We start from the raw sequence: 25,786 nt of genomic DNA on the forward strand, positions 1-25,786 counted from the left end.
TTCCGGCTATCCCTGAAATCCCCTACTTGCCTTGCCACCCGTGTCCTGCCGTATGCTGGGTCCCATGGTCATAGGGTCTGTCAAGCTGGTTGCCGGGGTCGCAGTTGCCGCGGTGGTCGCGCGCATTGCGTACGGCATCGGGGGAATGTCTCTGGTGGCGACCGGGCTGGGGCTGCTTTGCATTGGCGTCATCGCCTTTCGCTCGCTGAGTGCCTCGCGCCAGCGCGCGGACCTGCTGCACGATCCGGCCGTTTCGACGCTGGTGTTCCCGCCGGAGTCGAAGGTGAGGCAGGCGGCACGGCCGCCACGCTGAACGTCTGAAGCACGGGTGGTAACCTCGAACCGGTGAGTACCTTTGCCAGTCGCTTCCGCCAGGCCGGCCTGCACCGCCCGCGCCTCCTCGTTGCCGCCCTGGTGGCGACCGCCGCATTCTTCTTTCTGCCCGAGGAGTGGACTTTCACGGCGCGGGTCCTGGTGGCCTGGAACCTGGGCGTCTGGCCTTACCTGGTGGCACTCGTGTGGCTGATGCTGCGAAGCACGGCCGAAGGCGTGCGCGGCATCGCCAAACAGGAGGACGCCAGCAGCGCGGGGCTGATGGTGCTGATGTGCACCGCCGCCATCCTGAGCGTGGCGGCGATCATGGTGGAACTGGCCCATGGGCGCGAGGGCGGGGAAGCACCGGCCTTCGTGTATGGCATCACCCTGCTGACGGTCACGGGCTCCTGGCTGCTGCTCGGCGCGCTCTATACCTTCCACTATGCGCACCTGTATTACTCCGCGCCGCCCAACCGCCTGCCGCTGGTGTTTCCCGAGGCGCTGAAATCCCCGTCCTACCTGGACTTCATGTACTTCGCCTTCACGATCTCCGTGGCCGCACAGACCTCCGACGTGGCGGTGCGAACCACCTCCATGCGGGCCACGGTGCTGGCGCAGTCGGTGCTGTGCTTCTTCTTCAACCTGGCCATCCTGGGGCTGTCGATCAACATCGCGGCCAGCCTGGTCGGCGGACGTTGAGCACACTCCCGACGCTGCGCTAGAGTCGCCGCATGAAGTGGCTCCGCTCCCGCATCGCCCGCGCTCCCCGTCATGCCCTCGTGCTCGGCAAGACGCTGTTCCTGGCCGGCGCCATCCTGATCCTGGGCGCGGTGTTCGCGCGGGCCGCGCTGATGAACGTCAACGCACAGCGGGCGCAAGCCAAAGTGGCTGGCGTCCACACGCTGGCCGAGGCGTATCCGCAGTACCCCACCTGGATCGTGCCGGAGGGCCCGGTCGGCTATGCGGTCTCCGCGCTGCTGGTGCTGGTGGGCATGGGCCTGACCGTGCTGGCTTCGGAGGCGGTCAGGAAGGCGCAGGCGCGGCCTACCTGAACTCCTCGCACTTGCGCGTCATGTCGGGCGTGCGCTGCAGGCGGGTGTTGGCGCAGACCGACCGGGCCGCCGCGTAGCAGGCCGTGGCGGCAAGGTCCTGCTCCTCGCGCGTCTGCCGCTTCAGGCCGGGGATGACGAAGGGGCGGAAGGTCCTGGCGCATTCGCCGCCGATGCCCGGGTCCCGGTTGTGCCGTGCGATGTCGGTCACGGCGTCCCACGCGCGGTAGGCCACGTCGAAGGCGGGAGCGGGCGCTGCAGGCTGTGCGGTAGCGCCATGGCAGACGATCGCCGCAAGGACGGCCGACGCGGTTCTGCGCAAGGACTTCATCGGCATGGACATCGGTGCGGCAGTCGCGTCACTCCACGCGGGTGAACCGTTGCCGCACGTGCTGGCGATCCAGCATCTCGAAGTGCCACCATTCGTTGGGGATGCCGTGGAAGCCGCTGCTGCCCAGGACGTGGCGCAGCAGCTTGCGGTTGCGATGCTGCACCGGCGTCAACTCGCCGGTGGCCAGGTGCTTGGCCTCGAGCTGCGGGTGCGACAGTTCCACCATCTCGTCGAAGCCCGTCCCCATGTCCAGCTCGCGGCCCTGCGGGTCCACCAAGGTCGCGTCCAGCGCCATGCCGAAAGAATGGATGGACCCGAGCGCCGGATCGGCCACGTACTGGCGCAGGTCGGTGCCGTCCAGGTGGTCCCACAGCTGGATCTGCACGCGGTGCGGCCGCAGCGCGTCCAGCACCAGCAGGCGGTGGCCCGGCGCCTCGCGGGCAAGCAGCGTCACGGCGCGCTGCAGCCCGGTGGCGGCCAGGTGATGCGCCCACGCGCAGTCCAGCGCACCGTACAGGTCGCGTCCGACGAAGTTGTCGGTGCCCGCATAGCGCAGGTCCACCGCGATGTCGTGGAGGGTGGACAGTCGCCGGAAGTCGGCGTTGGAGGCGATGTCTTCGCAGCGCATGGGATGGAGTGAACGGGGAGGGCACGCGCGCGGCGTGCAGCCTCCGAAAGGTTTGACGCAAGTGTGCCCCAGGCCGAGGACGTCGATCGGGACATGGGGCGCAAGACCTCGGGCCAGCACCAGGGACGACGCTTGACAAAGATCAACCGCGAAGCCGCATCGCACGCGGCAAGTTGCGAACCCGCAGACAATGGCTGCGCCAGTGCGCCCGCCACTGGAGCGCCCGAACCTGGTGATCGGATCCCGACGATGCAATGCCTGACGCCTGAGCAACCCTGCGCGCCCCATACGGAGCCTGCCGTGCTGCCATGCCGGTGGCGGGACCTCGGCGCGCGCGCGGCGCGCGTGGGCGCGGCCTTGCTGGTCGCCGCGTTCGTCGCCGGCTGCGCCAGCCTGCCGTCGCTGGAGGGCCGTCCGGACACCCACGCGCTGCCGCCGTCCGCCGACAGCCCGATCGGCCGCGTCCTGCTGCCGCAGGCCCAGGCGCATCCCGGACTGACGGGGGTCATCCCGATTTCGGACGGCCGCGCGGCACTCGGGGTGCGAGCCTCGCTGGTGCGCCTGGCCGCCCGCTCGATCGACATCCAGACCTTCATCTGGCATCCCGATGCCACGGGCACGCTGATGTTCGAGGAAGTGATGCGCGCCGCGGAGCGCGGCGTGCGCGTGCGCCTGCTGCTCGACGACCTGAACACCGCGGGCACCGACCCGACGCTGGCGCTGCTGGCGTCGCACCCGAACGTCGAGTTGAGGCTGTACAACCCCTTCGTCATGCGCGGCTCGCGCGGGCTCGGCTACCTGGGCGACTTCACGCGGTTGAACCACCGCATGCACAACAAGTCGTTCACGGTCGATGGCGCGGTTTCCGTGGTGGGCGGCCGCAACATCGCCGACGAATACTTCGAGATCGGGGCGGAGGGCCTGGTCGACCTGGACGTCGTCACGATGGGCGACGCAGTGAAGAAAGTGTCCGCCGAATTCGACCTGTTCTGGAACAGCCCCTCGGCCTACCCCGCCCGGATGCTCATCGCCCACGTGGTGCCCGAGCCGCGCGCGGCCCTGGCGGGGCGCGCGCTCGCGATTGCTGACAGCCCCCAGTCGGCCAAGTACATCGAGGTGATCGCGAACGACCAGCTCGTCAAGCAGGTGCTCGCCGGCACCCTGCAGCCCGAGTGGACCACCGCCCACCTGGTGTACGACGACCCGGCCAAGACGCTGAGCGATGTCGACCGCCAGGACCTGCTGTTGCTGCCCAAGCTGCAGGCCGCTTTCGGGGAGCCCGTGAAGTCGCTCGACCTGATCTCGCCGTATTTCGTTCCCGGCGCTGCGGGAACCGAAGCCCTGACGGCGTTGGTCCGGCGCGGCGTTCGGGTGCGCGTGCTGACCAATTCGCTCGCGTCCACCGACGTGAAATCGGTCCAGTCCGGCTACCTCAAGCGCCGCGACGACTTGCTGCGCGCCGGCGTGCAACTGCTGGAGCTCAAGCCCGACGCGAGCTCGATCAAGGGGCGAGCCGGTGAGATCGGCCACGGTTCGAAAGCCGGGCTGCACGCCAAGACCTACACGGTCGATGGCCGGGCGATCTTCGTCGGCTCGTTCAACCTCGACCCGCGCTCGGCCAGGCTGAACACCGAAATGGGCCTGGTGATCGAGAGCGGCAAGATGGCCGCGCAGCTTTCTTCGGCCGTCGACAAGGCGTACCCGGATCTCGCCTACCGCGTGTCGATCGGCCCGGACGGCAACACCGTCTGGGAAGATGGCACCGGAAAGGTCCATGACACCGACCCGGGCAGCGGATGGCTGGAGCGCGCGCTCGTCCGCTTCGGCTCGTGGCTGCCGATCGAGTGGATGTTGTAGCCACCATCCTGCCACGGCACTGACCGGCCTCGGTCCGTCGCACAATCGATGCGTCGGCCGATGGCCATGCCCCGTCGAAGGAAAGGTGATGCGATTCAGCCCCGCGGACATCGAGAGTGCGCAGCGCGTCGTCTATGCGGCCATGCCGCCGACGCCGCAGTACGCGTGGCCGCTGCTGCGCGAGCGTCTGGGCATGACGGTGTGGGTCAAGCACGAGAACCACACGCCGGCCGGCGCCTTCAAGGTGCGCGGCGGCCTGGTGTATTTCGAGGAGCTGGCCCGCGCACGGCCGCGGCCTGCCGGTGTCGTCGCGGCCACGCGCGGCAACCACGGCCAGTCGGTGGGCTGGGGTGCGCGCAAATACGGCATGGACGCGACCATCGTGGTGCCGCATGGCAACTCCCTGGAGAAGAACGCGGCGATGCGGGCGCTGGGCGTCGAACTGCTCGAGCATGGCGAGGACTTCCAGGCCGCACGCGAGTTCGCCATCGCGCTGGCGCATGAAAGGGGGCTGCACATGGTGGCCTCGTTCCACCGGGGCCTGGTGCAGGGCGTGATGACTTGCTGGATCGAGTTCTTCGAGAGCTTCCAGCGCGGTGAAGAGCCGGCCGTGGTGTACGTCCCGATCGGCCTGGGGTCGGGCTTCTGCGCGGCCGCGGCGGCGCGCGCCCACACCGGGGCCAGCAGCAAGCTGGTCGGCGTGGTGTCGGCCCATGCGACGACCTACCTCGATTCGTTTCGCAGCAAGCACGTGATCGCGTCGCCCGTGACGACGGAGCTGGCCGACGGCATGGCCTGTCGGGTTGCCGAAGAAGAGGCGCTGGCGATCGTGCTGCGCGAGGCGGAGGACATCGTCGCCGTCACCGACGACGAGGTGGCCGAGGCGATGCGCATCCTGTTCACGGACACGCACAACGTCGCCGAGGGGGCTGGTGCGGCCGGCCTCGCCGCCGCCATTCGCATGCGCAGCCGCTGGCCCGGTGCCGCCGTCGGGTTCGGATTGACCGGAGGCAATGTGGACCGGGACGTCTTTGCGCGGGTGCTCGCTTCGACTTGAAGAGCTGGGGCCCCCGGGACACGGCTGCCGCGCGCCTGTCGGTGGCTCAGCCACGCGTCCTGCCTCCCCATGCGCAGACGTGCCCCCCGATCCGTCGGCGAAGTCCGACCCGCAAAGCGGATGCCGGCGGACAGGGTGCATGCCATGGCTGACCTCACAGTGCGGCTGGTCCCCTGCGTCGTCACCCCATGCACTTGCTGCTCCGCTTTCCGCTCCTGCCCGGCCTGCTGCTGCTCGCCGCGGCGCCGCTCGCCTTGGCCGAGTCGCCGCTGCCATTGCCGGAGCCGGTACCGCCGGCGGTACTCGGCCGGCCGCTGGAACAGATCAAGCCGGCGCGGCCCGTCCGTCCGAAGCCGCTGACGGTGAAGCCGGCTCCGTCCGCGCAAATCGCGACGCGGCCCGCCGCGGCGCCCCAGGCCATGAACCCACGCGCGGCTGCGCCGCAGAAGCCGGCCGCCCTGGCGCAGAGCGCGACGGCCAGCGCGCGCCCGGCGAAGAAGGCGCTCGACGATCGTGCCGATCCGCGCATGCGGCTGGACGACGTGGGCACGGGCACGCACCTCGCGCGCAAGCCGCTCGGCCCCGGCGTCTTCTTCGGCGACAAGCACATGACCGCGGTGCGCAAGTACTACGCCGAGCATCCCGCGTCAGCCGCTGCCGCGCACTGGCAGATCGGCGAGCCGCTGCCGCGCGGTGCGGCGCAGGCGGCGGTGCCCCGGGGCCTGCTGGCCAGCCTGCCCAAGCTGCCGCCCGGCTATCGCTACGTCGAGCTCGGCGGTGAGGTGGTGATGGTCGCCGCCGCATCGAACCTGGTGGTCGACGGCATCAGCCGCAGCCCGCGCTGAGCGCGACCCGATCCCTTCCGCGCATCAGACCTCGATCGTCTTCAACTCCTGCAGGAAGGCCCGCACCCGCGCCGGCACCAGCCGCGCCCCGGGGTACACCGCGAGCACCGGCATCACCGCGGGCCGCAGCGACTTCAGCACTTCCACCACCTCGCCGCTGGCGAGTTCGCGCCGCACGAAGTACTCCGGCAGCTGCGCGATGCCGAGTCCCAGCCGGACGGCGGCGACCAGGCCTTCGCCGTCGTTGATGCGGATGCGCGCGGGCGGATGCAGCTCCACGTCCTTGCCGCCCTGGCGGAAGTGCCAGGGCCGGTCGCGGCCGGAGGTGGGCATGCGGAACACCAGCGCCTCGTGCACGTCGAGGTCCTCCAGGCGCCGCGGGGTGCCGTTGCGCGCTATCCAGGCGCGGCTCGCGACCAGCACCATGGACTGGCTCGCGACCCGCTGCGCCACCAGCGTGGAGTCCTTCAGCGGGCCGAGGCGCAGGGCGACGTCGATGCCTTCCTTCACCAGGTCGGCGTAGCCATCCTGCAGCCGCACGTCCAGCTCGAGGCGGGGATGGCGCTGCGCCATGCGTGCCAGCACCGGCAGCACGAACTCGAGCCCCATCACGATCGGCAGGTCCACGCGCAGCAGGCCGGCCGGTTCCTCGCGGGTGCCGCTGGCTTCGGCCTGCAGCGCCTCCAGGTCCGCCAGCAGGCGCTCGCAGCGGCCGTACAGGCGCTCGCCGTCGGGCGTGAGGCTGACCTGGCGGGTGGTGCGATGGAACAGCTTCACCTGCAGCGACGCTTCGAGCCGCGCCACCGCCTTGGCCAAGGTGGAAGGCGCGCTGCCCAGCTCGCGTGCCGCCGCCGCGAAGCTGCCGTGGCGGGCCGTCTCCGCGAAGGCGGCCATCTGCTGCAGGGAGTGCTTCATGGGGTGGATCGATTGAGGAAGGAATGTCGGCAATGTAATGCCATTGCCGCATCTTGTGCGCAGGCATCCGTCGCCGGAAACTGCGGGCTCCGCACCACCCATTCACCCGGAGCTTCCATGTTCATCCACGACCAGCAGCAGCCCGCCGCCACCCCGATTCCCGGCGTGGCCCACGTCACCCTGGCCGGCCAGGCCGAGGGCCTGCGCCACCTGAGCGTGTGGCGCCAGTCCATGGCGCCCGGCGGCTGCACGCCCCGCACTCGCATGCCTGCGAGGAGATCGTGCTGTGCGACGCCGGCGAGGGCGAGGTGCACATCGCCGGCGCGGTGCATGCCTTCCGCGCCGGACAGACCCTGGTGCTGCCGGCGGGCGTGCCGCACCAGATCTTCACCACGGGCAAGGAACCGCTCGTGACCACCGCCGTGTTCGCCGCGACGCCGGTGCCGGTGACGCTGCCGGACGGGCAGGCGCTGGAACTGCCCTGGCGAACCTAGGCTGCGTCGGCCGTCAACCGGCTCCGTGGCACTTCTTGTACTTCTTGCCGCTGCCGCAGGGGCACAGGTCGTTGCGTCCCGGCTCGGCGGCCTTGCGCAGGGGGTCGATGCGGGGCCCCAGGCTGCGCCACAGCTGGCGCAAGGCGTACACCGCCCAGATGCCTTCGGCGAGCGCGTCGAGGCGCTCGTTGCTCACGCTGGCCGGACCGTCCTCGCTGTACATGGACACGGCCGGGACGCCCGGGTCGTCTTCGGTCAGGGCGACGATGTCGTGGAGCGCGGCCTCCAGCATGTCCGCGGCCTCGGGATCGCGCGGGGGCAGCCAGTCGTCGGGCCAGCACTCCACGGCGTCCATGAATCCCAGCGCCCACACCTGCGCGTAAGCGGGCAAGCTGGCGAGGTCGCCCTCCTTGCGCTCGCCGGCGGGCAGGCACAGGACGGCTCCGCGCGTGTCGAGCGCCTCGGGGTGGTAGGTGCGCTCGTCCTCCAGCAGTTCCACCGGCTGGTCGAGCGCGAACGCGATCTCCTGCCAGCGGCGGTGCCAGCGCCAGGCGAACTCCATGTGTTCCATGGGACGGAAGTTCTCGCCCAGCAGCACGGGCCAATACTCCTCCGGCGGCACCTCGCGGCGCATGCAGACCAGCGCGGCGAGGAAGCCCTCGCAGAACTCCCACTGGGGAATCTCCTCGTCGTCCTCGCGCAGCAGGTCGAGCTCGGCGTCGAGCGCATCGAAGTCTTCGAGCGTGAGGGGCTCGTGCCCCGTGGAGGGCGGGGCAGGGGGCTGGGATGGGGTCACGATGCGGGATCCGGGGCAGCAGGGGCGGGGCAAGGATTATCCGCCCGCCATCGGGAACGCCGGCCTTGCCGGCTCCGCCATCTGGGGGTACACCTGCCGGTCACCTGCCCCCATCAGGAGCATCCGATGATCCAGACCGTTCTCGAGGCGAGCGTGGCCGAGGAGCGCGCGCCTGCGCTGCAGGCCGCCTACGCGGCCGCCGGTGCGGGGCGCCTTCCGCCGGGCCTGGTGTGGACGCAGCTCGTGCGGGACGCACGCGAGCCGCAACGCTGGCGGATCCAGACCTGGTGGGCGAGCCGCGAAGCGCTGGAAGCCATGCGGGGCGCCGGGACGCCCGCGGGCGTGCTGATGTTCCGGGCCGCCGGCGCCGAACCGACGCTGTCCGTGTTCGAGGTGGCGGCCTCGCTGCCGTCCGGTGACGGTGGCGAGCTGTCCGAGGCGACGCAGCTCGTGCACGCCTTTGCCCGCTGCTGGAACGCGCACGACATGGCGGCCTTCGCCGAGCTGTTCGCCGAGGACGCGCAGTTCGTGAACGTGGTCGGGCTGTGGTGGCGCGGTCGCCAGGAGATCCACGAAGCGCATGCGTTCAGCCACGCGACGATGTTCAGTCAGAGCACCTTGCGGATCGAGGAAACGTCGGCGCGCTTCGTCGCCCCGCAGCTGGCCCTGGTGCGCGCGCGCTGGACCCTGCGTGGTCACGTGTCGCCCGACGGAACCCCCTTGCCCGAGCGCGGCGGCCTGCTGCTCACCACGCTGTCGCGTGCCCGGGGCCGGTGGGAGATCGTCGACTCCCAGAACACCGACATCGTCGAGGGCGTGCTGTCCCGGCCGCAGTAGCGCCTCACGCGCTGCGCACCAGCGTCGTCGTCATGGAATAGCGGTTTTCCGGGTAGAGCGACTTCGTCACCACCACCAGGTTGCGCGCGGCATCGCGGTAGTGCCGCAGGACCCGCAGCGCGGGCGTGCCTTTCGCCACCGCCAGCACCTGCGCCATGTCCTGGCTGACCGCGCACGACGACACCGTCTGCTCCACGGTTTCGATGCGGCGGCCGTACGCGGTCTCGATCAGGTCGGTGAACAGGGCGCCCGGGTGCTTCTCGGCCAGCTCGCGGATCTGCCGGTAGTGCGGGTCCACGTAGGCATCGGTCCAGCCCAGCGGGCGGGGCTTGCCCGCTTCCCTGCGCACCAGGTAGATGTGCTGCCAGCGCGAGCCGGGCGGACACTGCAGCGTCTTCGCCGTCGCGGTGTCCAGCACGACGGTGTCCGAGCCCAGGATCTCGCGCTGCGCGGTGCTGGCCAGCGTGACCAGTCCCTCCAGCGAGGACAGCGATTGCGTGAAGGTGGCGGCGCCGCCGGGCAGCGCCTCCACCATCGTGCCCCGGTTGCGCCGGCGCGAGATCAGGCCGCGCGCCTGCAGCTGCTGCAAGGCCATGCGCACCGTGTTGCGGCTGGTGCGGTAGCTCTCCATCAGCGCCATCTCGGTGGGCAGCAACGTGCCCACCGGCAGCGCGCCGGCGCTGATCTTCTGCAGCAGGTCCTCGGAAATCCTCTGGTACAGGGCAATGGACAAGGGCGGCGCTCCGGATATGTTCCCGATATGTTCATCGTATATGTCCCTACATATCGGCGGTCGGTACAAATCTACCATGGCGCGTCCCCGGACTCCGTCCGCACGCACCCACCACAGGAAGCCCCGATGCACCGCCGACCCCTGCTCTCCGCCCTCGCCGCCGTCGCTTTCGCAGCCGCCTGCGCGCCCGCCACCACGCTGGCGCAGGCGCGCCCCGCGGGCTATCCCACCAAGCCGGTGACGATCATCGTTCCCTTCACCGCCGGCCAGAGCGGCGACGTGCTGGCGCGCGTGCTGGGCGATCCGCTGTCCAAGCTGTGGGGCCAGGCGCTGATCGTGGACAACAAGGGCGGCGCCGGCGGCACGCTGGGCAGCCGCGCCGCTGCCGCCGCGCCGGCCGACGGCTACACGCTGCTGCTGGGCTCCAGCGGCCCGCTGGCTTCGGCGCCTAACCTGTACACCAACACGGGCTACAACCCGCGTGAGTTCACGCCGATCATGAACGTCGCCGGCGTGGCGCAGGCGCTGGTGGTGCCGGCCAACTCGCCCTACAAGACGCTGGCCGACCTGCTCGCAGCCGCCAAGGCCTCGCCCGGCAAGCTGAGCTATGGCTCCGGCGGCGTCGGCTCCTTCCAGCACCTCACCTTCGAGCTGCTCAAGCAACGCACCGGCGTGCACATCACGCACATCCCGTACCGCGGCAGCGCTCCGGCCTACACCGACCTCATCGCCGGCCAGCTGAACGCGATGTTCGATTCGCTGCCGGCCGTGCTGCCGCATGCGAAGTCGGGCAAGGTGCGCGTGCTGGCGGTCTCCACCTCGCAGCGCGTGCCCCAGCTGCCGGACGTGCCGACGGTGGCCGAGAGCGGCGTGGCCGGCTTCGACGCGCTGGGCTGGCTGGGCATCGTCGCGCCCAAGGGCGTGGACCCGGCCATTCGCGACCGCCTGAACGCGGACCTCAAGACCGTGCTGGCCGACGAGGCGGTGAAGACGCGCCTGACCACCCTGGGGATGATCGTCATCGGCAGCTCCGCGCCGGAGTTCGGCAAGTTCATCGACAGCGAGCTCGCCAAGTGGGGTTCGGTGATCAAGACCGCGAACATCGTGGCCGAGTGAGCCGGAAGGAAGCAGCCCCCATGCGCATCGTCGAAGTCCGCGAACTCGCGGTCCCGCTCGAAGGCGGCGTCGCCAACGCGGTCGTCAATTTCTCGGAGCACACCGTCTCGCTGGTGGCCGTCGTCACGGACGTGGTCCGCGGCGGCAGGCCGGTCACCGGCATCGGCTTCAACTCGATCGGCCGCTTCGCCCAGAGCGGAATCCTGCGCGACCGCATGATCCCGCGGCTGCTGGCTGCGCCGCCAGCTTCGCTGCTGGCTGAAGGCGGCGCGCGCTTCGATGCCGCCCAGGTGCTGGCCACGATCATGCGCAACGAGAAGCCCGGCGGCCACGGCGACCGCGCGGGCGCCGCGGCGGCGATCGAACACGCGATCTGGGACCTCAACGCCAAGCTGGCCGACGAGCCCGCCTATGCCACCATCGCGCGCGCCTTCGGCCGCGAGCCCGTCGCCACGCCGGTGGAGGTCTACACGGGCGGCGGCTACTACTACGCGCCCGGCACCGGCCAGACGCTGCGCGACGAGTTCCTGGGCTACCGCGAGATGGGCTTCGAGAGCTTCAAGATGAAGATCGGCGGTGCGCCGCTGGCCGAGGACATGAAGCGCGTGGAAGAGGCGCTGCGGGTCGCCGGCGGCGGCGCGCACCTGATGGTGGATGCCAATGGCCGCTTCGACCTGCCCACCGCGCTTGCCTATGCGAAGGAGCTCCGGCCGCTGGGCCTGCGCTGGTTCGAGGAGATCGGCGATCCGCTGGACTACCAGCTCAATCGCGAAGTGATCGAAGCCTATGGCGGCGCGGTGGCGACCGGCGAGAACCTGTTCTCCGCGATCGACACGCTCAACCTGGTGCGCTTCGGCGGCATGCGCCCGCAGCGCGACATCTTCCAGATGGACAGCGGCCTGAGCTATGGCATCACCGAGTACGCGAAGATGCTGCAGGTGATGGAGTCGCATGGCTTCGACCGCAGGCAGGCGGTGCCCCACGGGGGTCACCTGATCAACCTGCACGCGGTGGTCGGCCTGGGGCTGGGCGCTTGCGAAGCCTACCCGGGCGTGTTCCAGCCCTTCGGCGGCTATTCGAAGGAGTGCGAGATCCGCAACGCGAAAGTCCGGCCCAGCGATGCGCCGGGCTTCGGGCTGGAGCAGAAGGCGGAGCTGGCGCCCTTCATCCGGCAGCTGACGCAGTAGCGCGGGATGCGCGGCACCTTCGCGAGCCGCTAGGCGCGCACCGTCCCGCGGGCCCAGTCGGCGCCGTGGATGGCCGCGGCGAGCGTCAGTCCGAGCGCCGACAGGCTCAGTGCCACCACGGCATAGAGCGCTTCGGCCGGTGCGCCCGCCACGTGCACCGCGAGCCAGCCCCCCACTGCGACCACGGCCAGGCGCAGGCCGCTGGCAACCAGTGGCCACATCAGGCGGCCGGCGCCCTGCGAAGCGAAGAACAGCGCGAGGCCCAGGCCGAAGAAGCCGTAGCAGCCGCCGACGATGCGCAGGTAGGCGCTGCCGGCCGCGCGCACGCTGGCGTCCGCGGTGAACAGCGCCATCCAGCCGTCGGGCCACAAGGCGGCGGCGATGCCGATGGCGCCCGTGACGCCCAGCACCAGCCCCGCGCCCACCCAGGTGGTCCGCTTGGCCCGCGCCGCCTGGTCCGCGCCCATGTTGGTCGCCACCATGGCGGTCAGTGCGCTGCCCATGCCGAAGGCGATGGGCACCAGGATGTATTCGAGCCGCGCCGCGATGCCGTAGGCCGCGACGGCCAGGCTGCCGAAGGTGCCCACGTAGGTGGTGGCGAGGGCGATCGATGCGTTGCTCAGCACCGGGTTCGCCGACGACGGCAGCGCCAGGTCCAGCACGCGCCGGAACATGGCACGCTGCAGCTGCCAGCGCGTGCCGAGCAATCGCACGGGCGCATCCCGCCGGCTCAGCCACGCGAGCAGGGCGAGGGCGGACACCGCGTTGCACGCGACCGTGCTGGCTGCGGCGCCGGCGACACCGAGCGGAGCGATGGGGCCGGCGCCGAAGACGAGCACGGGGCACAGCAGAAGGTGCATCGCCGTCGTTCCGACCAGCGCGAGCGAGGCAGCCAGCATGTTGCCGGTGCCTCGTGCCACGCCGGCCAGGACGTTGACGGACCAGATCGCCGCGGCGCCGGAGAACAGCACCGTCGCATACCGCATGGCCTGCACCAGCGCGCCGCCGCTCGCGCCCATCGCTGCGTAGAGCCCGGGGCGCGTGGCGAGCAGCGTGAAGAGCACGGAGACCGCGAGGCCCAGCACCAGCGCATGCCGCGCGAGTCGCGTCGCCAGCGCCGCATCGCCGGCGCCGAGCGCCCGCGCCACGACGGCCGTGGTGCTGCCGCCCAGCGAGCCGGCGGACATCTGCAGCATCAGCATGGCCAGCGGCAGCACCATGGCGACGCCGGCCAGTGCGTCGGCGCCCAGCCGGCCGACGACGTAGCCGTCGAAGCCGATCATCACGGTGGTGGCGAACAGCCCGATCACGTTGGGCGTGGCCAGGCGCAGCAGCGTCGGCAGGACGGGGCCGGCCAGCATCCTGTGCGTGGCGGCCGAGGCGACGGTGTTGGCCGAGCCGACGGTGGCCGCCGAGGCGACGGTGGCGGCGGCGCTCATGCGGCCGCCAGGTAGGCCGGTGCTGCACTCGACAGCGACTGCTTCACCTGCAGCGTCGCCTCGTCGGCCAGCACCTCCTCCGCGCCGGCCTCGAGACCGTCGAAGGCCAGGCGCACGATCTGTTCGGGGGTGGACTTGGGCGCGGGGATGTCGCGCGTCAGGTCCGTGTCCACGAATCCCATGTGGAGCGCGGTCACCTGCGTGCCCTGGGCCCGCAGCTCGTGGCGCAGCCCGTTGGTGAGGGCCCAGGCAGCCGACTTGCTGGCGCCGTACACCCCCAGCAGCGGCCGGTTGATCCAGCTGGCGATGGACAACACGTTCAGGAGGGCGCCGCCGCCATTCGCGGCGAGCACCGGCGCGAAGGCCTGGGCCATGTGCAGCGGGCCGAAGAAGTTGGTCTCCAGATGCCGGCGCGTGGACGCCAGGCCGGTGTCGGCCAGGAAGCCGCCGGTGGCGGCGATGCCGGCGTTGTTGACCAGCACGGTGACGTCGCCGCACTCGCGCGCGACGCGCTCGACCTGCTGCGGGTCGGTGACGTCGAGGCGGATCGCCTGCACGCCGGGAAGCTGCACGCTGGCGGGGTCGCGCGCGGCGGCAACCACGCGGCGGGCGCCGCGGGCGAGCGCCTCGCGGGCGAATGCGAGGCCGATGCCGCGATTGGCACCGGTGATCAGGACGACGGCGTTGGCGAGTTGCATGGAAGGCTCCTGGATGGATATGACGATCGTCATATTTTGGGTCGAAGGAAGACAGGCCGGCTGGCTCGGCGCGCTCAGCGGCGGGAGGACGGTCGGGGTTCGAACTGCTCGAGCAGGAAGCGGCGCGCGTTGGCCAGGTGGCGGCGGCCCTGCGCGTTGTCGCCCAGCGCCCGCGCCAGTTGCAGGGCGCCGACCAGCTGGCCGGCGATGGCGGCGGCCGCACCTTCCGGCTGCCCTTCCGGCAGGGTCGCCTCGACGGTGGCAAGCAGCGACTTCACCCGGGTCGCTCCTGCCTCGCGCACGGCCTCGGGCTGCCGCGGCATTTCGGAGGCAAGGGCGGCGACGGGGCAACCGCTTTCCGGCGACTTCAGGTGGCGCTCCGACAGGTAGCCTTCCACCAGCGCGCGGAAGTGACTGAGTCCCCGTGCTTCACCGGCGGCGATCGTGCGCTGCATCCGGTCGCGGCTGTCCTGGCCGGCGCGTTCCAGCGCCTCGGCCAGCAGCACGTCGCGGGAGGGAAAGTGGGCGTAGAACCCGCCGTGGGTGAGCCCGGCCTGCTTCATCACGTCCGCGACCCCGACACCGTCAAAGCCGGTGCTGCGCAGCGCGCGCGCCGCGGTGTCGACGATGCGGTCGTGCGTCAGTTGCTTGCGGCTGGGCGGGGTGTCCATGGCTTCTCGATTGCTGCTGGAATGGAGCGCACGATACCCTAAATATGATGGCCATCATATTGGCGGGGTCATGCCGGGTACACGGCCGCGTTGGCACGGAAGTCATTGGGACAGCGCAGTGCCGGCCAGCGCGGGATCCTCGAACACGATGTCGCCATCCACCAGGGTCAGCAGGCTGCGGGTCGCGGGCAACGCGGCGGCAGGCACCGCCAGGATGTCCTGCGACAGCAGTGCAAGGTCGGCCGCCAGTCCCGCCATGATGCGGCCCTTGCGGCGCTCCTGCTTTTCCGCATAGGCTGCACCGGAGGTGTAGGCCAGCAAGGCCTGCTCGCGCGACAGCGCTTCACCGGGTGAGGCGGAATACGTGCTCGCGAGCATGATGTTCAGGAAGGGGTTGGCCTCCTCGGCGCCGCCATCCGAACCGAGCGCGATCGGCACCCCTGCCGTCACCAGGCTCTTCAACGGGGAGTAGGGATCGGTGGGGCGCCGCGGCGCGTCCGCCGGCGGAAAGTGGGTCGGGTTCTGGATCACGACGACCCCGAGCCGAGCGGCCTGTGCCAGCGTGTCGGAGCGAATGCCGTCGCCGTGCTCGATGCGAACCCGCTTGTCCCGCCACGCCGCTGCCGGCGCGAGCGATTCCATCATCGCGAACAGGCGGTCGGTTTCGGCGCTGCCGACCACATGCAGCGCCATCTGCTCCGGCCGGCGCAACGCCGTCTGCAGGATTTCGCGCAGCTGCGCGTCGCTGTGATTCGAACGGCCGCGCCATTCGGGCCGACCTGCATACGCCTCGCGCTGCAGCGCGTTCTGCTCGACCGGCGTGCCATCCAGCATCCACTTCGGGCCGTCGATCCGCACTCGCTGCGGCAGCTTCTTCGGTGCCGCATCCATGGCCGTCCACGCTTCGGCGATCGATGGCACGGCGCCCGTGGCCCACGAGTAGACCGTCCATTTCTGCGGCGTGTTCGCCAGGACGAGGGTGTCGAGCGTGACCTGCAGCGACTTGCCCGAGTTCATCAGGTGGATGCTGGTCACGCCCCAGCGCGCATAGCGTTCCCCGGCGTTCCGGAACGGCACCGCCAGCTTCGCCGGATCGGGCGGCGTGGCGCGCATCTCGGGGATCGGCGAAGCGCCTTCGTCGGCGCGGCCGTCGAGGCGTCCGTTCGCATCGCGGCCCCATTGCCCGCCGATCGGGTCGGCCACGTCCTCGGGGATGCCGATGCGCTTCAGAGCAGCGCTGTTGACGATGGCCGTGTGGCCCCAGAAGCCGCGCAACAGCACCGGCCGGTCGGGAGCGACGGCATCGAGCGCCACGCGCCAGTTGCGCTGGTCGCGCGCGACGATCGGGCCGATCCAGGCGCTGATCCAGTCGCCGGGTGCCTTCGCAGCGGCCGCGACGGCGGCCAGCGCCTGCTCCGCCGTCGGGCCGGGAAACGGCAACCCCGGCATCGCCAGCGGCGGCGAGGGAAGGCCGCTGCCGAGATGGACGTGGCTTTCGATCAATCCCGGCGTCGCCAGCCGGCCACCGGCGTCGATGACCCGGGTGGCCGGCCCCGCAAGCGCGCGGATCTCGGCGTTGCTTCCGACGGCGCTGAACCGTCCCTCCTCGATCGCCACGGCCTGGGCGCGGGGGCGCGCCGGATCCGCAGTGAACACGTCGGCGTTGACGATGATGAGGCGCGGCGCGGCGAAGGCCGCGTTGCAAAGCAAGGCGAGGGTGACGGCGGCGAGCTGTCCGGAATGCATGGTGGACCTCCAGGGCTTTCGGTCACCCGACCTTCGGCCCGCGTGCCGGGAAAGTCCCGAAAGCGCGACGAAAACGGACGAAATCCTCCGAACGGCCCGAGCGCGGGCGGCGCAAAATGGTCCGCGCGCCTTTCCGCACGAGGACATCCCTTGGATCGAGCCGTACCGAACCCCGTCGACGCGCCGGCCCGCTTGCCGCTCGCCGGACTGCTGCTCGACTTCGGCCAGGACGCCTTGCTCGATCCCGGCGGCCGGCCGGTCGAGCTGCGGCCGCAGGCCTGGCAGGTGCTGCGTCACCTCGCACTGAATGCAGGACGGCTGGTCACCAAGGACGAGCTGATGGCCGCGGTCTGGCCCGGCGTCGTGGTGACCGACGATTCCCTGGTGCAGGCGATTGGCGACGTGCGCCGGGCCTTGGGTGATGCGGGACATCGCTTGGTCAAGACGGTTCCGCGCCGCGGCTACATGCTGCTGCCCGGCGCAACGACTGCACAGGCGCGGCTCCTGCCTGCCGGGAGCGAGAGTCCATCCCCGAATCCGGCACGCTCGTTGCCATGGCCTGGCGGCGTCCTGGCCCTGTTGCTGGTCCTGGCCCTGTTGTTGGCGGGCGCCGCGTTCTGGATCGCGCGTTCCCGAACCGACGCGCCGTCGACGGCCGATGTGCGTGGCGGGCTGCCGTCGATCGCGGTGCTCGCCTTCAAGGGACCGCCCGGTGATGCCGACGGCGCGGTGCTTGCGCGGGACGTGGCCGCCGACCTGGTGTCGGAACTGGCGCGCAGCGCCGACCTGCGCGTCGTCTCCAGCCAGTCGAGCTTCCAGTTCGCCGACGGGAAGACGCCGCTGGCGGAGATCGGGCGGCGCCTGCGCAGCCGCCACATCGTCGACGGCAGCGTGCGCCGCGACGGCGAGCAGCTGCGCATGGTGGTCGAGCTGGTCGACAGCGAGGACGGGCGGGTCGTCTGGTCGTCGTCGGAGGTGGTCGATCGGACCACGCTCGGCGCCGCGCAGCTGGCGCTGGTCGGCCGGATTGCGGGAACGCTGCAATCGAAGGTGGCGCGCAACGAACAGCGGCGCGCGCTGGCCCAGCCACCGAAGACGCTCAATGCCTATGTGCTGGTGGCGCATGGGCGGGCGATGCTCGAGCGTTACAGCGCGCACGGCATGCGCGAGTCGCGTCGCTATTTCGAACAGGCGCTGGTGGTCGATCCCGCCTACGCCCCGGCCTGGGCGTACCTGGGCATCACGAACACCGTCGACATCGGCCTGAAACTGACGGGCGAGTGGGACCAGCAGCGCATCGGCGAGGTGCTGGCGCAGATCCGGCAGGCCATCGCGCTTCAGCCCGACCTGCCGGTCGCCTACGTTGCGCTGTCGCAGGCGCACAGCCGCGAGGGCAACCTCGACGCCGCGCTCGCTGACGCGCAGCAAGCCTGCCGACTCAGCCCCAATGACGCGGGCTGCTTCTACATCCTCGGTGCCGCGCAGCTGCAGCTCGGCCAGGTGGAGCCGGCGCTGCGCAACCTCGAACAGGCGATGGACCGCAATCCGGTTCCGCCCGCCTACCTTCCGGCCTTTCATGCCACGGCACTGTGGGCGAGCCGGCGCTTCGACGAGGCGCTGCGCATCGCTGACGACTGCCTTGCCAAGGCGCCGGACTTCTGGCGCTGCCACCAGGATCGGATCGTTTCGCTGGTGGAGATGGGACGCTTGCCCGAAGCGCGCGCCGAGGCCGCCCAGCTGCGCGTCAAGGTCCCGCAGATGACGGCGCAAGGGTTCGGGTCGACCTTTGGCCAGGCCGGCCTCCCGCTGCGCGAGCGGCGCATCGCGGCTGCGCGTTCGGCAGGCATGCCGGACAGCGCCGTGGCTGCCCCTTGATGTTCCGGAAACCGCCGCCGTTCGCTACGGGAAAACGGACAGCCGCGCGCCGATGATCCCCGCTGCGCCTGGAAATCGGGTAAGCGCCGAGCGGGAATTTTCCGCCGCCCCGGGGGATATCCCTTGGTACGCAGGTCGTCATCCCGACGCCGCGAACCCGAAAGGATCTCCATCATGTCTTCGCCCCGCGCTTTCACCATTTTCGTGCTCGCTGCCGCCATGGCAGCGGGCGCCCACGCGCAAACCGGCCGCACGCGTGCGCAGGTCCAGGCCGAACTCGCCGAGGCGATCCGCACGGGCAACATCATCGGCACCGGCGAATCCGGCCTGACGCTGCGCGAGCTGAACCCGCAGCGCTATGGCGCAGCTCCCATTGCGCCTTCGACGCTGACGCGTGCGCAGGTCACCGGCGAGTTCGAGCAGGCCCGGATCGCCGGCGACACGGTGACCATCGGTGAAGCCGGCCTTCCCGCGAACCAGATGCAGCCCGGCAACCATGCCGCCAGGCCGGCAATGGCGGGGAAGAGCCGCGCACAGGTGCAGGCGGAACTGCGCGAAGCGATCCGCACCGGCAACATGATCGCGAACGGCGACTCGGGCCTGCGGCTGAAGGACCTGAATCCCCAGCGTTATGCGAACGTGCAGCCGATCGACCCGGCGCAGATGCAGGCCGCAACGCCAGGCGCCCCGCAGGCGTACTGAGCCCACGCACGCGTCCGCTTCCGGGCGCGTGCGCCATCCCCTCCCGCATCCTCTTCCCCGGCATCGCCGCCCCCATGGGGCGCGATGCCGTTTCGCATGCACTCTCTCGGGAAAAGGGGGCCGTCGCGAAGACGGCCCCGCAGCCTCCCCACCCGATCAGAACGAGTGCCGCATCCCCACCTCATAGCCGGTCGAGTTCTGTCCGGCCAGCAGGGTCGGATTCTTGTCCACGGCGATCGCGGACGCCCCCTTGTTCACGACGTGCGCGATGTTGGCGTACAGCGCGGTGCGTTTGGTGAGGCTGTACAGGTAGCCCAGGGCGACCTGGTGCGCGTCGTTGGCATCGGTGCTCACGCCGGCGTGCGTGTGGCCGGACAGGTTGGAGTTGAGGTACGACGCCCGCACCAGGCCGCTGCCCACCGGAACCTGCAGGCCGATGTAGGCGTTGGCCACCTTCAGATCCAGCCACCTGGACTGCACGTAGTAGCTGGAGACCTTGGCGATGCCGAAGTCGTACGCCGCTCCCACCTCGAAGGTCTTGAACTGGTCCTGGCCATCGACGGGAGCGACGTTGGTTTGGCCGACCGTGGCCGATACGTCGAGCGGACCGCTGGCATAGCCCGCGCGTGCGGCGACATAGCGCTTGCCGTCGGTGCCCTCGCCCGGCGCGAATCCGAGCCGGCCGTAGAAACCCCCCAAGGTCGCGGGCGTGAAGTAGGCGACCTGGTTGTCGGCGCGCACGGCGGTATCGCGCGCCGTGCCCAGCGAGGAGTCGAACTTTCCGACGCTGGACAGGCCGATGTCGGACCAGACGTCGTAGTCCTCGTAGCCCAGGTAGGTGACGCTGTAGTCGCGACCCACGCGCAGCTCGCCCAGGCTGCCGATCAGGCTCAGGGTGGAGCGCCGGTTCCAGAAACGCGTCGCGTCCGAGGAGGTGCCGGTGTCCGGGTTCAGGCCCGACTCGAGCTGGAACCCGACCTTCAGGCCGCCGCCCAGGTCCTCGACGCCCTTGAAACCGATGCGGCTGGTGTTGTTGCCGTTGGAGCTGACCGAGGACGTCGAGGCCTCTCCGTTCTTCACGTGGCGCAGCCCCAGGTCCACCACGCCGTACAGCGAGACGGAGGATTGCGCGGCTGCGCCCAGGCACATCGAAGCGGTGCCGGCGAACATGGCGAGTTTTTTCACGGGTGTTCCTTTCAGGATGGGTCGGACCGGCATGGCGAACCTGCGCATGCGTCCCCCACACCAGTACCGCCGCCATCGGGGAAATAGTCCCGTTGCATGCACTGCGCGCGCGGCTGATCGCGCACGAAAAAAAGCCCGCCGGAAAGGCGGGCTGGTTCGCGCAGAGGCTGGCTCACGCTTCGACGATCATGCGGCCGTGCATCTCCTCGTGCTGGTCGCCGCAGAAGTTGTCGCACACGAAATCGTAGGTGCCGGGTCTTGCAGGCGGAAGCGACACGCGCGTGACCCGGCCCGGGACCAGGTCGGCGCGCACCTTCAGGTCGGGCATGTTGAAGCCGTGCACGAAGTCCAGTGAAGTGAACTCCAGCACCACCGGCCGGCCCGCCTTCACGCGGAACTCACCGGGGGTGTAGTGGAAGCGCTGCGCGACGATCTTCACCACCTGCGCGTCATCCGTCTGCGCGGGCACGCGACGTGCCGCGGCGAGCAGGATCGGCGCTGCGCCGAACGCCAGCGCACGCTGCATCCAGCCGCGTCGACTGAGTCCCTGCGCGTTCATGCCTTGGCCACTCCGAATTCGTGGATCTTGTACTGCGCGGTGTCCGGTTCCGCCTCCACCTCGCGGAAGCCCAGCCCGCGGTTCGGCTGCGAAGGATCCCAGGGCAGCGGAGTGCGCGCGGGCTGGCTGCCCGGCGCGGGCAGGGGAAAGATCAGCGACTTGGCCGAGTGGTGCGCGATCTGCCCCGTCATGTGGTGATGCTCCTGGTGGATATGGCCATAGAAGACCGTCACCTTCGGGTACTGCTTCAGGATGTCGATCGCTTGTGCGCCGTCGCGCGTGGCCCAGTCCCACTTGGGCTCCAGGTCGAACAGCGGCCGGTGCGTGAGCACGACGATCGGACTGTCGGCGGGCCGCTTCGCGAGGTCGGCCTTCATCCAGGCCAGCTGCTCGTCGCCGATGCGCGCGCCCGGGTCCGAGACGTTGTCGATGGCGATGAAGTGCACGCCCTTGTGGTCGAACGAATAGAAGGTCTCGCCGAAGAATTCCTTGAAGGCGGCGCCCCGGTCCAGCGATGCATCGTGCTCGCCCGGCATGAAGCGCACCTGCTTGACCTTCAACGCGGACACGATGTCGCGGAACTCCGCCATGCGCCGGCGCCGCTCGGCCGGATCGTCGGTGGTGTGCGTCAGGTCGCCGGTGAAGACGATGAATTCCGGCGGTTCGGACAGCGCGTTCACGGTCGCGACCGCCTTCTTCAGCGTGTTGGCGGCGTCCGGGTTCGGCGCACCCGAGAAGCCCCAATGGGAGTCCGACAGCTGCACGAAATAGAAGTCCTCGTAGGGCGTCGCTGCGGCCTGGGTCCCGGCGGCAAGGGCGGGTCCGGCCAGGCCGGACACGTACACGGCGCCGCCCCCGAGGGCGGCCAGTTTCAACAGTTCACGGCGGTTCTTCATGTCATTTCTCCAGTTGGGCGGGGGTGGTGGCCTGCGGCCCGGCGACGAGCAGCAGGTAGGCGACGATGTCCGCGCGCTCCTTCGCGTCCGGAATCGAGATGAACATCCTCTGGCCGGGGATGAACTTTTCGGGATCGGCGAGCCAGCGCGACAGGGTGTCCGCGCCCCAGACCACGGACGACTCCTTGAGCGCCGGGGAATAGGCGTAGCCCGGCGCCGTGCCGGCCCGGCGGCCGAGCAGGCCCTGGTGGGTCGGTCCGACGCTGTTGAATTGGAGGGAATGGCAGCCGGCACAGCGCGCCGCGTACAGCGACTTGCCCGCGGCGGCGTCGCCCTCGGCGTGCGCGGCAGTGAGAGGCACGAGGGCGAGTGCCGCCGCGGTGAAAAAGTGGCTAAATGGCTGGTTCATGCTGCGGGTACCGGTCCACCCGCGCGGAAATTCCCCGGGGCTGCCGGCGAAGAGAAATTTCCACGGGCCGGGAATAGAAGGTCTGCGTCCCCGGTATGGGACAGATCAAGGTGGACCGATGTGACCGAACCCAACGCCCGATTCGACGCCGAAGTGCTGCCCTACCTGGACGCGGCCTACAGCCTGGCACGCTGGCTGGTGCGCGACGAACACGTCGCCCAGGACATCGTGCAGGACGCCTTCCTGCGCGCCTTCCGCTATTTCGGCAGCTTTCGCGGATCGGATGCGCGCCCCTGGCTGCTGGGCATCGTGCGCAACTGCTGCTACACCTGGTTCGCGCAGCAGAAGCGATCGCGCGAATTCGAGATCGACCTGGAAGATGCCGACGCCCCCGCGCTGGACGGCCACAGCCGTCCCGAGACGCCGGAAACGCTGCTGGTGCAGAAGATGGAACGCGCGCACGTCACCACCGGCATCGCCCGGCTGGCCTTGCCGTTCCGCGAGGTGCTGGTGCTGCGCGAGATGGAAGACCTCAGCTACGAAGAGATCGCGAGCGTGCTGGGGATTCCGAAAGGGACGGTGATGTCCCGCCTGTCGCGCGCACGCCGGCAGCTGCAGGAAGAATTGAGTCAATACCGATGAGGCCCGACGACATGGACAACGATCCCATGGCCGAACTGCCGGCCGACGTGAAGCAGCACATGACACGCTACAAGGCACCCCCCGGGCTGGAGCGCCGCATCCGCCACATGATCGCGCAGGAGGCGCGCGGGCCCGGCTGGCTGGACCGGCTGCGCGCCAGCGTCGCCGGCTGGTGGCCGATGGCCGCAAGCTTCGCCTGCGGCCTGCTGGTGGCGGTGTCCGCCACCACGCTGATCGGCACGGCGCGCAACGAGGACGACTTCGAGCAGCAGCTGGTGTCCGCGCACGTCCGCTCCCTGATGCCCAACCACCTGATGGACGTCGTGTCCACGGACCAGCACACCGTCAAGCCCTGGTTCACCGGGAAGCTGGACTTCTCGCCCCCGGTGGCCGACCTGGCGGCCGAGGGCTTTCCGCTGGTGGGCGGCCGGCTCGACTACCTGCAGGACCGCGCGGTGGCCGTGCTGGTGTACCAGCGGCGCGGCCATGTGATCAATGTCTTCGTCATGCCGGTGTCCGACGACCGCGCGACGGCGCTGAAGCCGGTGCTGCACCATGGCTACCACGTGGCCGAATGGCGGAAGTCGGGCATGCGCGCGTGGGCGGTGTCCGACCTCTCCCGCGACGAACTCGACCAGTTCGCGCAGCTGCTGAAGACGCGCGAGTAAGCCACTCCACCATCCTTTCCATGAAGCCGATGCCCTCCACCCCCGTTGCCGTCGAAGCGGCGGCAGCCGAGCCGCGCCGCCGCAACACCAACTATCCGGACCCGTTCGCGAGCCTGATGGCCGGCCGCATCAAGCGAACCCTGGGCGACCTGTTCGGGCTGAAGAACTTCGGCGTGAACCTCACGAAGCTGCAGCCGCGCGCCATCTCCGCATTGCGTCATGCGCACACCCGCCAGGACGAATTCGTGTTCATCCTGAAGGGCTCACCGTTGCTGCACACCGATGCCGGTGCCACGCGGCTGGCGCCCGGCTGGTGCGCCGGGTTTCCGGCCGGTACGGGCAACGCTCACCAGCTGGAGAACGACACCGGCGACGAGGTGGAATATCTCGAAATCGGCGACCGGACACCTGGAGATGCGGCGACCTATCCCGATGACGACCTGCAGGCGGTGTCCCACGACGGCGCCTGGACGTTCCTGCACAAGGACGGCCGACCCTACTGAACGGCCGCCAGGCGCACTCAGGCCGCCCCGTCCTCCTCGGCAGACCCGACCCAGGCTTCATCCAGCCGCTGCATGTTCTGCCGAGTCCGTGCAGGCGATCCGAGCAGGACGGGGGTGACGCCGGCGGCCCGGTGCCGGTGAGGTCGCACCGCTCGTGCAGGCGTCAGCGGTGGGCGAGCTGCTCGCGCTGCTGTTGCTGCTGCTTGTGCTTGGAGTGCAGGTGGCCCGCCGCACAACCGGCGGCCGCGCCGATCGCGCCGTGATGGCCCAGGAAGTGGCCGCCGACCGCGCCCGCGGCGGCACCCTTGACGCAGCCCGCCTGCGCGCCGGTGGAGAGCGCCGCGAAGGCCATGCAGACGGAGATGCCGAAGATCCGAGCTTTCATGCTGTGTTCCCTTTCGATGTGGTTGCGGGATCCAATGTGCATGGCGACCGCACGCTCGCCTGTCAGCGTGCAACGTCGTCGTGATGCGGTGGGTGCGGCGTTGGGCGTAGGCCCCGGTCGCGTTTTGCCTGACTGGGTGCTGACTTCGGCGGCGGTGACTTCTACAGCTTGGTCCGCGAACGCGACACCTCAGCGCCCCAGCACCCGCATCCCCAGCAACACGACGCACCCCAGGGCCAGGGCGAGCGACAGCGCCTTCCAGAACAGCACGGGATCGCGCTGCGCCAGCGGCACCCTGCGCCGCGGGCCTGAGCCCGCACCGGGCGTGCTGAGCGCGTGGACGAATTCATCCGCGTCCTCGAAGCGCTTGAACGCGTCCGGTTGCAGTGCTTTCTCCAGGGCTTCGTCCACCCAGGCCGGGACGTCGGGACGCAGGAACGCCAGTGATCGGTAGCGCATGCGCCGCTGCGCGGCCTCGCTGCGTTCGCGCGCCATGGCCACGTCGTAGGGCAGTTGCCCGGTGAGCATCTGGTAGGTGATCGCCGCCAGCGAAAACAGGTCCGAGCGCGCGGTGCCGGGGGCGCCGCGCAGGCATTCGGGCGCCATGTACTGCAGGGTGCCCGGGGGCACCGCATCGCGCTCCACCTCGTCGGCGATGCCGGCCACGTGCACGGCGCCGAAGTCGATGATGCGGGCCGTGCCGGTGGCGTCCACCATCACGTTCTCGGGCCGCAGGTCCTGGTGCACCATCTCCAGCCGGTGCAGCGCGCGCAGGCCGCGCGCGAGCTGGCCGGTGATCGCCCGCACGGCGTCCAGCGGCGGCCGCGGGTGGTCCACCATCCATTGCGCGAGCGTCGCGCCTTCCAGGTACTCGAAGGCGACGTGCAGCGACTGGCGCGGGCGGTCGATGCGCCGGGGCTTGAGGAGGTGCGGGCTGTCCACCCGGCGCGCCACCCATTCCTCCAGCAGGAAGCGCTCGCGCCAGCGTGGGTCCCTGCCGGCCTCGGTGGACGGCACCTTCAGCGCGATGGGTTCCTGGGTCTGTTCGTCCACCGCCAGCCAGACGTGGCTGCGGCTGGAGGCGTGCAGCCGGCGCACGATGCGCATTCCCTCCAGCGCCATGCGCGGCTGCAGCTCGGGCGGCAGCGGCAGGTCGGCGGCCTGGCGGGACAGCTCGCTGTGCCGGGCGTCGGGCAGCCGGTCGATGCGCAGCACCTGCACGGTGAGGTTGTCCTCGCTGCCGGCCGC

At 70.2% G+C, this 25,786-nt stretch carries 30 protein-coding genes; 15 read left to right on the forward strand and 15 right to left on the reverse strand.

Going from position 1 to position 25,786, the window contains the following annotated elements; all coding sequences use genetic code 11:
• Nucleotides 1–64: 64 nt before the first annotated feature.
• The 3 genes from AC1DSA_RS24545 to AC1DSA_RS24555 are packed head-to-tail and all read left to right on the forward strand — an operon-like array spanning nucleotide 65 to nucleotide 1,367.
• A complete protein-coding gene (locus tag AC1DSA_RS24545; protein ID WP_477893577.1) occupies nucleotides 65–313 on the forward strand; it encodes a hypothetical protein in 249 nt (82 codons plus the stop codon).
• A 32-nt stretch (nucleotides 314–345) separates the two neighbouring features.
• A complete protein-coding gene (locus AC1DSA_RS24550) occupies nucleotides 346–1,014 on the forward strand; it encodes a DUF1345 domain-containing protein (RefSeq protein WP_477893579.1) in 669 nt (222 codons plus the stop codon).
• 32 nt (nucleotides 1,015–1,046) lie between these two features.
• Nucleotides 1,047–1,367 (forward strand): hypothetical protein, encoded by a 321-nt coding sequence (locus AC1DSA_RS24555; protein WP_477893581.1) that lies wholly within the window; start codon nucleotides 1,047–1,049, stop codon nucleotides 1,365–1,367.
• On the opposite strand, the gene AC1DSA_RS24560 is transcribed toward AC1DSA_RS24555, so the two are convergent.
• Complete coding sequence (locus AC1DSA_RS24560; protein WP_477893583.1) at nucleotides 1,360–1,695, reverse strand: hypothetical protein; 336 nt, start codon at nucleotides 1,693–1,695, stop codon at nucleotides 1,360–1,362. The two genes, AC1DSA_RS24555 and AC1DSA_RS24560, sit on opposite strands and share 8 nt — an antisense overlap.
• A gap of 28 nt (nucleotides 1,696–1,723) precedes the next feature.
• Nucleotides 1,724–2,323 (reverse strand): M15 family metallopeptidase, encoded by a 600-nt coding sequence (locus tag AC1DSA_RS24565; protein WP_477893585.1) that lies wholly within the window; start codon nucleotides 2,321–2,323, stop codon nucleotides 1,724–1,726.
• Nucleotides 2,324–2,623: 300 nt separating this feature from the next.
• Between AC1DSA_RS24565 and AC1DSA_RS24570 the strand changes: the two genes are divergently transcribed.
• The 3 genes from AC1DSA_RS24570 to AC1DSA_RS24580 all read left to right on the forward strand — a co-directional run bounded on the left by AC1DSA_RS24570 (nucleotide 2,624) and on the right by AC1DSA_RS24580 (nucleotide 6,082).
• Nucleotides 2,624–4,180 carry a phospholipase D family protein gene (locus AC1DSA_RS24570; protein ID WP_477893587.1) on the forward strand — a complete coding sequence of 519 codons (1,557 nt, stop codon included), beginning with the start codon at nucleotides 2,624–2,626 and terminating at the stop codon, nucleotides 4,178–4,180.
• An 88-nt stretch (nucleotides 4,181–4,268) separates the two neighbouring features.
• Entirely contained in the window at nucleotides 4,269–5,237 is a 969-nt protein-coding gene (locus AC1DSA_RS24575) for a threonine dehydratase (protein ID WP_477893589.1), read from the forward strand.
• Nucleotides 5,238–5,425: 188 nt separating this feature from the next.
• Nucleotides 5,426–6,082, forward strand: coding sequence for a hypothetical protein (locus AC1DSA_RS24580; protein ID WP_477893591.1), 657 nt, complete (start codon nucleotides 5,426–5,428; stop codon nucleotides 6,080–6,082).
• 24 nt (nucleotides 6,083–6,106) lie between these two features.
• Here the strand turns inward: AC1DSA_RS24580 and AC1DSA_RS24585 are convergent, their stop codons facing one another.
• Nucleotides 6,107–6,997, reverse strand: coding sequence for a LysR family transcriptional regulator (locus tag AC1DSA_RS24585; protein ID WP_477893593.1), 891 nt, complete (start codon nucleotides 6,995–6,997; stop codon nucleotides 6,107–6,109).
• Nucleotides 6,998–7,215: 218 nt separating this feature from the next.
• Here AC1DSA_RS24585 and AC1DSA_RS24590 point away from each other — a divergent pair, with 218 nt between their 5' ends.
• A complete protein-coding gene (locus AC1DSA_RS24590) occupies nucleotides 7,216–7,491 on the forward strand; it encodes a cupin domain-containing protein (protein ID WP_477893595.1) in 276 nt (91 codons plus the stop codon).
• Nucleotides 7,492–7,504: 13 nt separating this feature from the next.
• Here AC1DSA_RS24590 and AC1DSA_RS24595 read toward each other — a convergent pair whose 3' ends face one another.
• Nucleotides 7,505–8,290, reverse strand: a complete 786-nt coding sequence (locus tag AC1DSA_RS24595) for a YecA/YgfB family protein (RefSeq protein ID WP_477893633.1) — start codon at nucleotides 8,288–8,290, stop codon at nucleotides 7,505–7,507.
• A 123-nt stretch (nucleotides 8,291–8,413) separates the two neighbouring features.
• On the opposite strand from AC1DSA_RS24595, the gene AC1DSA_RS24600 reads away from it, so the two are divergent.
• Nucleotides 8,414–9,124, forward strand: coding sequence for an SgcJ/EcaC family oxidoreductase (locus tag AC1DSA_RS24600; RefSeq protein WP_477893597.1), 711 nt, complete (start codon nucleotides 8,414–8,416; stop codon nucleotides 9,122–9,124).
• Nucleotides 9,125–9,128: 4 nt separating this feature from the next.
• Here the strand turns inward: AC1DSA_RS24600 and AC1DSA_RS24605 are convergent, their stop codons facing one another.
• Nucleotides 9,129–9,857 carry a GntR family transcriptional regulator gene (locus AC1DSA_RS24605; protein WP_477893599.1) on the reverse strand — a complete coding sequence of 243 codons (729 nt, stop codon included), beginning with the start codon at nucleotides 9,855–9,857 and terminating at the stop codon, nucleotides 9,129–9,131.
• Between the two features lie 126 nt (nucleotides 9,858–9,983).
• On the opposite strand from AC1DSA_RS24605, the gene AC1DSA_RS24610 reads away from it, so the two are divergent.
• Nucleotides 9,984–10,973 carry a Bug family tripartite tricarboxylate transporter substrate binding protein gene (locus tag AC1DSA_RS24610; RefSeq protein ID WP_477893601.1) on the forward strand — a complete coding sequence of 330 codons (990 nt, stop codon included), beginning with the start codon at nucleotides 9,984–9,986 and terminating at the stop codon, nucleotides 10,971–10,973.
• 20 nt (nucleotides 10,974–10,993) lie between these two features.
• Nucleotides 10,994–12,160: an enolase C-terminal domain-like protein gene (locus AC1DSA_RS24615; RefSeq protein ID WP_477893603.1), complete on the forward strand. Its 1,167-nt coding sequence runs from the start codon at nucleotides 10,994–10,996 to the stop codon at nucleotides 12,158–12,160.
• Nucleotides 12,161–12,189: 29 nt separating this feature from the next.
• On the opposite strand, the gene AC1DSA_RS24620 is transcribed toward AC1DSA_RS24615, so the two are convergent.
• From AC1DSA_RS24620 to AC1DSA_RS24635, 4 genes are all read right to left on the reverse strand, one after another.
• A complete protein-coding gene (locus AC1DSA_RS24620; protein ID WP_477893605.1) occupies nucleotides 12,190–13,599 on the reverse strand; it encodes an MATE family efflux transporter in 1,410 nt (469 codons plus the stop codon).
• Nucleotides 13,596–14,297, reverse strand: a complete 702-nt coding sequence (locus AC1DSA_RS24625; RefSeq protein WP_477893607.1) for an SDR family oxidoreductase — start codon at nucleotides 14,295–14,297, stop codon at nucleotides 13,596–13,598. The genes AC1DSA_RS24620 and AC1DSA_RS24625 overlap by 4 nt, the downstream gene beginning before the upstream one ends.
• 74 nt (nucleotides 14,298–14,371) lie before the next feature.
• Nucleotides 14,372–14,968, reverse strand: a complete 597-nt coding sequence (locus AC1DSA_RS24630) for a TetR/AcrR family transcriptional regulator (protein WP_477893609.1) — start codon at nucleotides 14,966–14,968, stop codon at nucleotides 14,372–14,374.
• 102 nt (nucleotides 14,969–15,070) lie between these two features.
• Entirely contained in the window at nucleotides 15,071–17,137 is a 2,067-nt protein-coding gene (locus tag AC1DSA_RS24635; protein WP_477893635.1) for an amidohydrolase, read from the reverse strand.
• Between AC1DSA_RS24635 and AC1DSA_RS24640 the strand changes: the two genes are divergently transcribed.
• Nucleotides 17,018–18,589, forward strand: coding sequence for a winged helix-turn-helix domain-containing tetratricopeptide repeat protein (locus AC1DSA_RS24640; RefSeq protein ID WP_477893637.1), 1,572 nt, complete (start codon nucleotides 17,018–17,020; stop codon nucleotides 18,587–18,589). The genes AC1DSA_RS24635 and AC1DSA_RS24640 overlap by 120 nt on opposite strands.
• A 174-nt stretch (nucleotides 18,590–18,763) precedes the next feature.
• Nucleotides 18,764–19,291, forward strand: a complete 528-nt coding sequence (locus AC1DSA_RS24645; RefSeq protein WP_477893611.1) for a DUF4148 domain-containing protein — start codon at nucleotides 18,764–18,766, stop codon at nucleotides 19,289–19,291.
• A gap of 156 nt (nucleotides 19,292–19,447) precedes the next feature.
• On the opposite strand, the gene AC1DSA_RS24650 is transcribed toward AC1DSA_RS24645, so the two are convergent.
• From AC1DSA_RS24650 to AC1DSA_RS24665, 4 genes are all read right to left on the reverse strand, one after another.
• Nucleotides 19,448–20,476, reverse strand: coding sequence for a porin (locus AC1DSA_RS24650; protein WP_477893613.1), 1,029 nt, complete (start codon nucleotides 20,474–20,476; stop codon nucleotides 19,448–19,450).
• Between the two features lie 172 nt (nucleotides 20,477–20,648).
• A complete protein-coding gene (locus AC1DSA_RS24655; protein WP_477893615.1) occupies nucleotides 20,649–21,035 on the reverse strand; it encodes a cupredoxin domain-containing protein in 387 nt (128 codons plus the stop codon).
• The gene (locus AC1DSA_RS24660) at nucleotides 21,032–21,931 is read right to left on the reverse strand and encodes a metallophosphoesterase family protein (protein WP_477893617.1); all 900 of its coding nucleotides are present in this window, start codon (nucleotides 21,929–21,931) and stop codon (nucleotides 21,032–21,034) included. Before AC1DSA_RS24660 ends, AC1DSA_RS24655 begins: the two co-directional genes overlap by 4 nt.
• Nucleotide 21,932: 1 nt before the next feature.
• Nucleotides 21,933–22,340, reverse strand: a complete 408-nt coding sequence (locus AC1DSA_RS24665; protein WP_477893619.1) for a c-type cytochrome — start codon at nucleotides 22,338–22,340, stop codon at nucleotides 21,933–21,935.
• Nucleotides 22,341–22,460: 120 nt separating this feature from the next.
• Between AC1DSA_RS24665 and AC1DSA_RS24670 the strand changes: the two genes are divergently transcribed.
• From AC1DSA_RS24670 to AC1DSA_RS24680, 3 genes are read left to right on the forward strand one after another with little or no spacing between them, the layout of a single operon-like run.
• Nucleotides 22,461–22,982, forward strand: coding sequence for a sigma-70 family RNA polymerase sigma factor (locus tag AC1DSA_RS24670; RefSeq protein WP_477893621.1), 522 nt, complete (start codon nucleotides 22,461–22,463; stop codon nucleotides 22,980–22,982).
• Nucleotides 22,979–23,650, forward strand: coding sequence for an anti-sigma factor family protein (locus AC1DSA_RS24675; protein WP_477893623.1), 672 nt, complete (start codon nucleotides 22,979–22,981; stop codon nucleotides 23,648–23,650). The genes AC1DSA_RS24670 and AC1DSA_RS24675 overlap by 4 nt, the downstream gene beginning before the upstream one ends.
• A gap of 20 nt (nucleotides 23,651–23,670) precedes the next feature.
• Nucleotides 23,671–24,153, forward strand: coding sequence for a cupin domain-containing protein (locus tag AC1DSA_RS24680; protein WP_477893625.1), 483 nt, complete (start codon nucleotides 23,671–23,673; stop codon nucleotides 24,151–24,153).
• 163 nt (nucleotides 24,154–24,316) lie between these two features.
• Here the strand turns inward: AC1DSA_RS24680 and AC1DSA_RS24685 are convergent, their stop codons facing one another.
• Together AC1DSA_RS24685 and AC1DSA_RS24690 are read right to left on the reverse strand one after the other, a co-directional pair.
• Nucleotides 24,317–24,538 carry a hypothetical protein gene (locus AC1DSA_RS24685; protein WP_477893627.1) on the reverse strand — a complete coding sequence of 74 codons (222 nt, stop codon included), beginning with the start codon at nucleotides 24,536–24,538 and terminating at the stop codon, nucleotides 24,317–24,319.
• A gap of 189 nt (nucleotides 24,539–24,727) precedes the next feature.
• Nucleotides 24,728–25,786, reverse strand: a 1,059-nt coding sequence (locus tag AC1DSA_RS24690) for a serine/threonine protein kinase (RefSeq protein WP_477893629.1), incomplete at its 5' end; no start/stop codon positions are given.

The sequence above is a fragment of the Ramlibacter sp. P4_H7 genome (genome assembly GCF_056400765.1).

What these genes read in the sequence shown, in the direction of transcription:
- AC1DSA_RS24545 (WP_477893577.1), top strand. Translation starts at nt 65, where the DNA reads ATGGTCATAGGGTCTGTCAAGCTGGTTGCCGGGGTCGCAGTTGCCGCG.
- AC1DSA_RS24555 (WP_477893581.1), top strand. Translation starts at nt 1,047, where the DNA reads ATGAAGTGGCTCCGCTCCCGCATCGCCCGCGCTCCCCGTCATGCCCTC.
- AC1DSA_RS24560 (WP_477893583.1), bottom strand. Translation starts at nt 1,695, where the DNA reads ATGAAGTCCTTGCGCAGAACCGCGTCGGCCGTCCTTGCGGCGATCGTC.
- AC1DSA_RS24565 (WP_477893585.1), bottom strand. Translation starts at nt 2,323, where the DNA reads ATGCGCTGCGAAGACATCGCCTCCAACGCCGACTTCCGGCGACTGTCC.
- AC1DSA_RS24575 (WP_477893589.1), top strand. Translation starts at nt 4,269, where the DNA reads ATGCGATTCAGCCCCGCGGACATCGAGAGTGCGCAGCGCGTCGTCTAT.
- AC1DSA_RS24580 (WP_477893591.1), top strand. Translation starts at nt 5,426, where the DNA reads ATGCACTTGCTGCTCCGCTTTCCGCTCCTGCCCGGCCTGCTGCTGCTC.
- AC1DSA_RS24585 (WP_477893593.1), bottom strand. Translation starts at nt 6,997, where the DNA reads ATGAAGCACTCCCTGCAGCAGATGGCCGCCTTCGCGGAGACGGCCCGC.
- AC1DSA_RS24600 (WP_477893597.1), top strand. Translation starts at nt 8,414, where the DNA reads ATGATCCAGACCGTTCTCGAGGCGAGCGTGGCCGAGGAGCGCGCGCCT.
- AC1DSA_RS24610 (WP_477893601.1), top strand. Translation starts at nt 9,984, where the DNA reads ATGCACCGCCGACCCCTGCTCTCCGCCCTCGCCGCCGTCGCTTTCGCA.
- AC1DSA_RS24615 (WP_477893603.1), top strand. Translation starts at nt 10,994, where the DNA reads ATGCGCATCGTCGAAGTCCGCGAACTCGCGGTCCCGCTCGAAGGCGGC.
- AC1DSA_RS24620 (WP_477893605.1), bottom strand. Translation starts at nt 13,599, where the DNA reads ATGAGCGCCGCCGCCACCGTCGCCTCGGCGGCCACCGTCGGCTCGGCC.
- AC1DSA_RS24625 (WP_477893607.1), bottom strand. Translation starts at nt 14,297, where the DNA reads ATGCAACTCGCCAACGCCGTCGTCCTGATCACCGGTGCCAATCGCGGC.
- AC1DSA_RS24630 (WP_477893609.1), bottom strand. Translation starts at nt 14,968, where the DNA reads ATGGACACCCCGCCCAGCCGCAAGCAACTGACGCACGACCGCATCGTC.
- AC1DSA_RS24645 (WP_477893611.1), top strand. Translation starts at nt 18,764, where the DNA reads ATGTCTTCGCCCCGCGCTTTCACCATTTTCGTGCTCGCTGCCGCCATG.
- AC1DSA_RS24655 (WP_477893615.1), bottom strand. Translation starts at nt 21,035, where the DNA reads ATGAACGCGCAGGGACTCAGTCGACGCGGCTGGATGCAGCGTGCGCTG.
- AC1DSA_RS24660 (WP_477893617.1), bottom strand. Translation starts at nt 21,931, where the DNA reads ATGAAGAACCGCCGTGAACTGTTGAAACTGGCCGCCCTCGGGGGCGGC.
- AC1DSA_RS24665 (WP_477893619.1), bottom strand. Translation starts at nt 22,340, where the DNA reads ATGAACCAGCCATTTAGCCACTTTTTCACCGCGGCGGCACTCGCCCTC.
- AC1DSA_RS24675 (WP_477893623.1), top strand. Translation starts at nt 22,979, where the DNA reads ATGAGGCCCGACGACATGGACAACGATCCCATGGCCGAACTGCCGGCC.
- AC1DSA_RS24680 (WP_477893625.1), top strand. Translation starts at nt 23,671, where the DNA reads ATGAAGCCGATGCCCTCCACCCCCGTTGCCGTCGAAGCGGCGGCAGCC.
- AC1DSA_RS24685 (WP_477893627.1), bottom strand. Translation starts at nt 24,538, where the DNA reads ATGAAAGCTCGGATCTTCGGCATCTCCGTCTGCATGGCCTTCGCGGCG.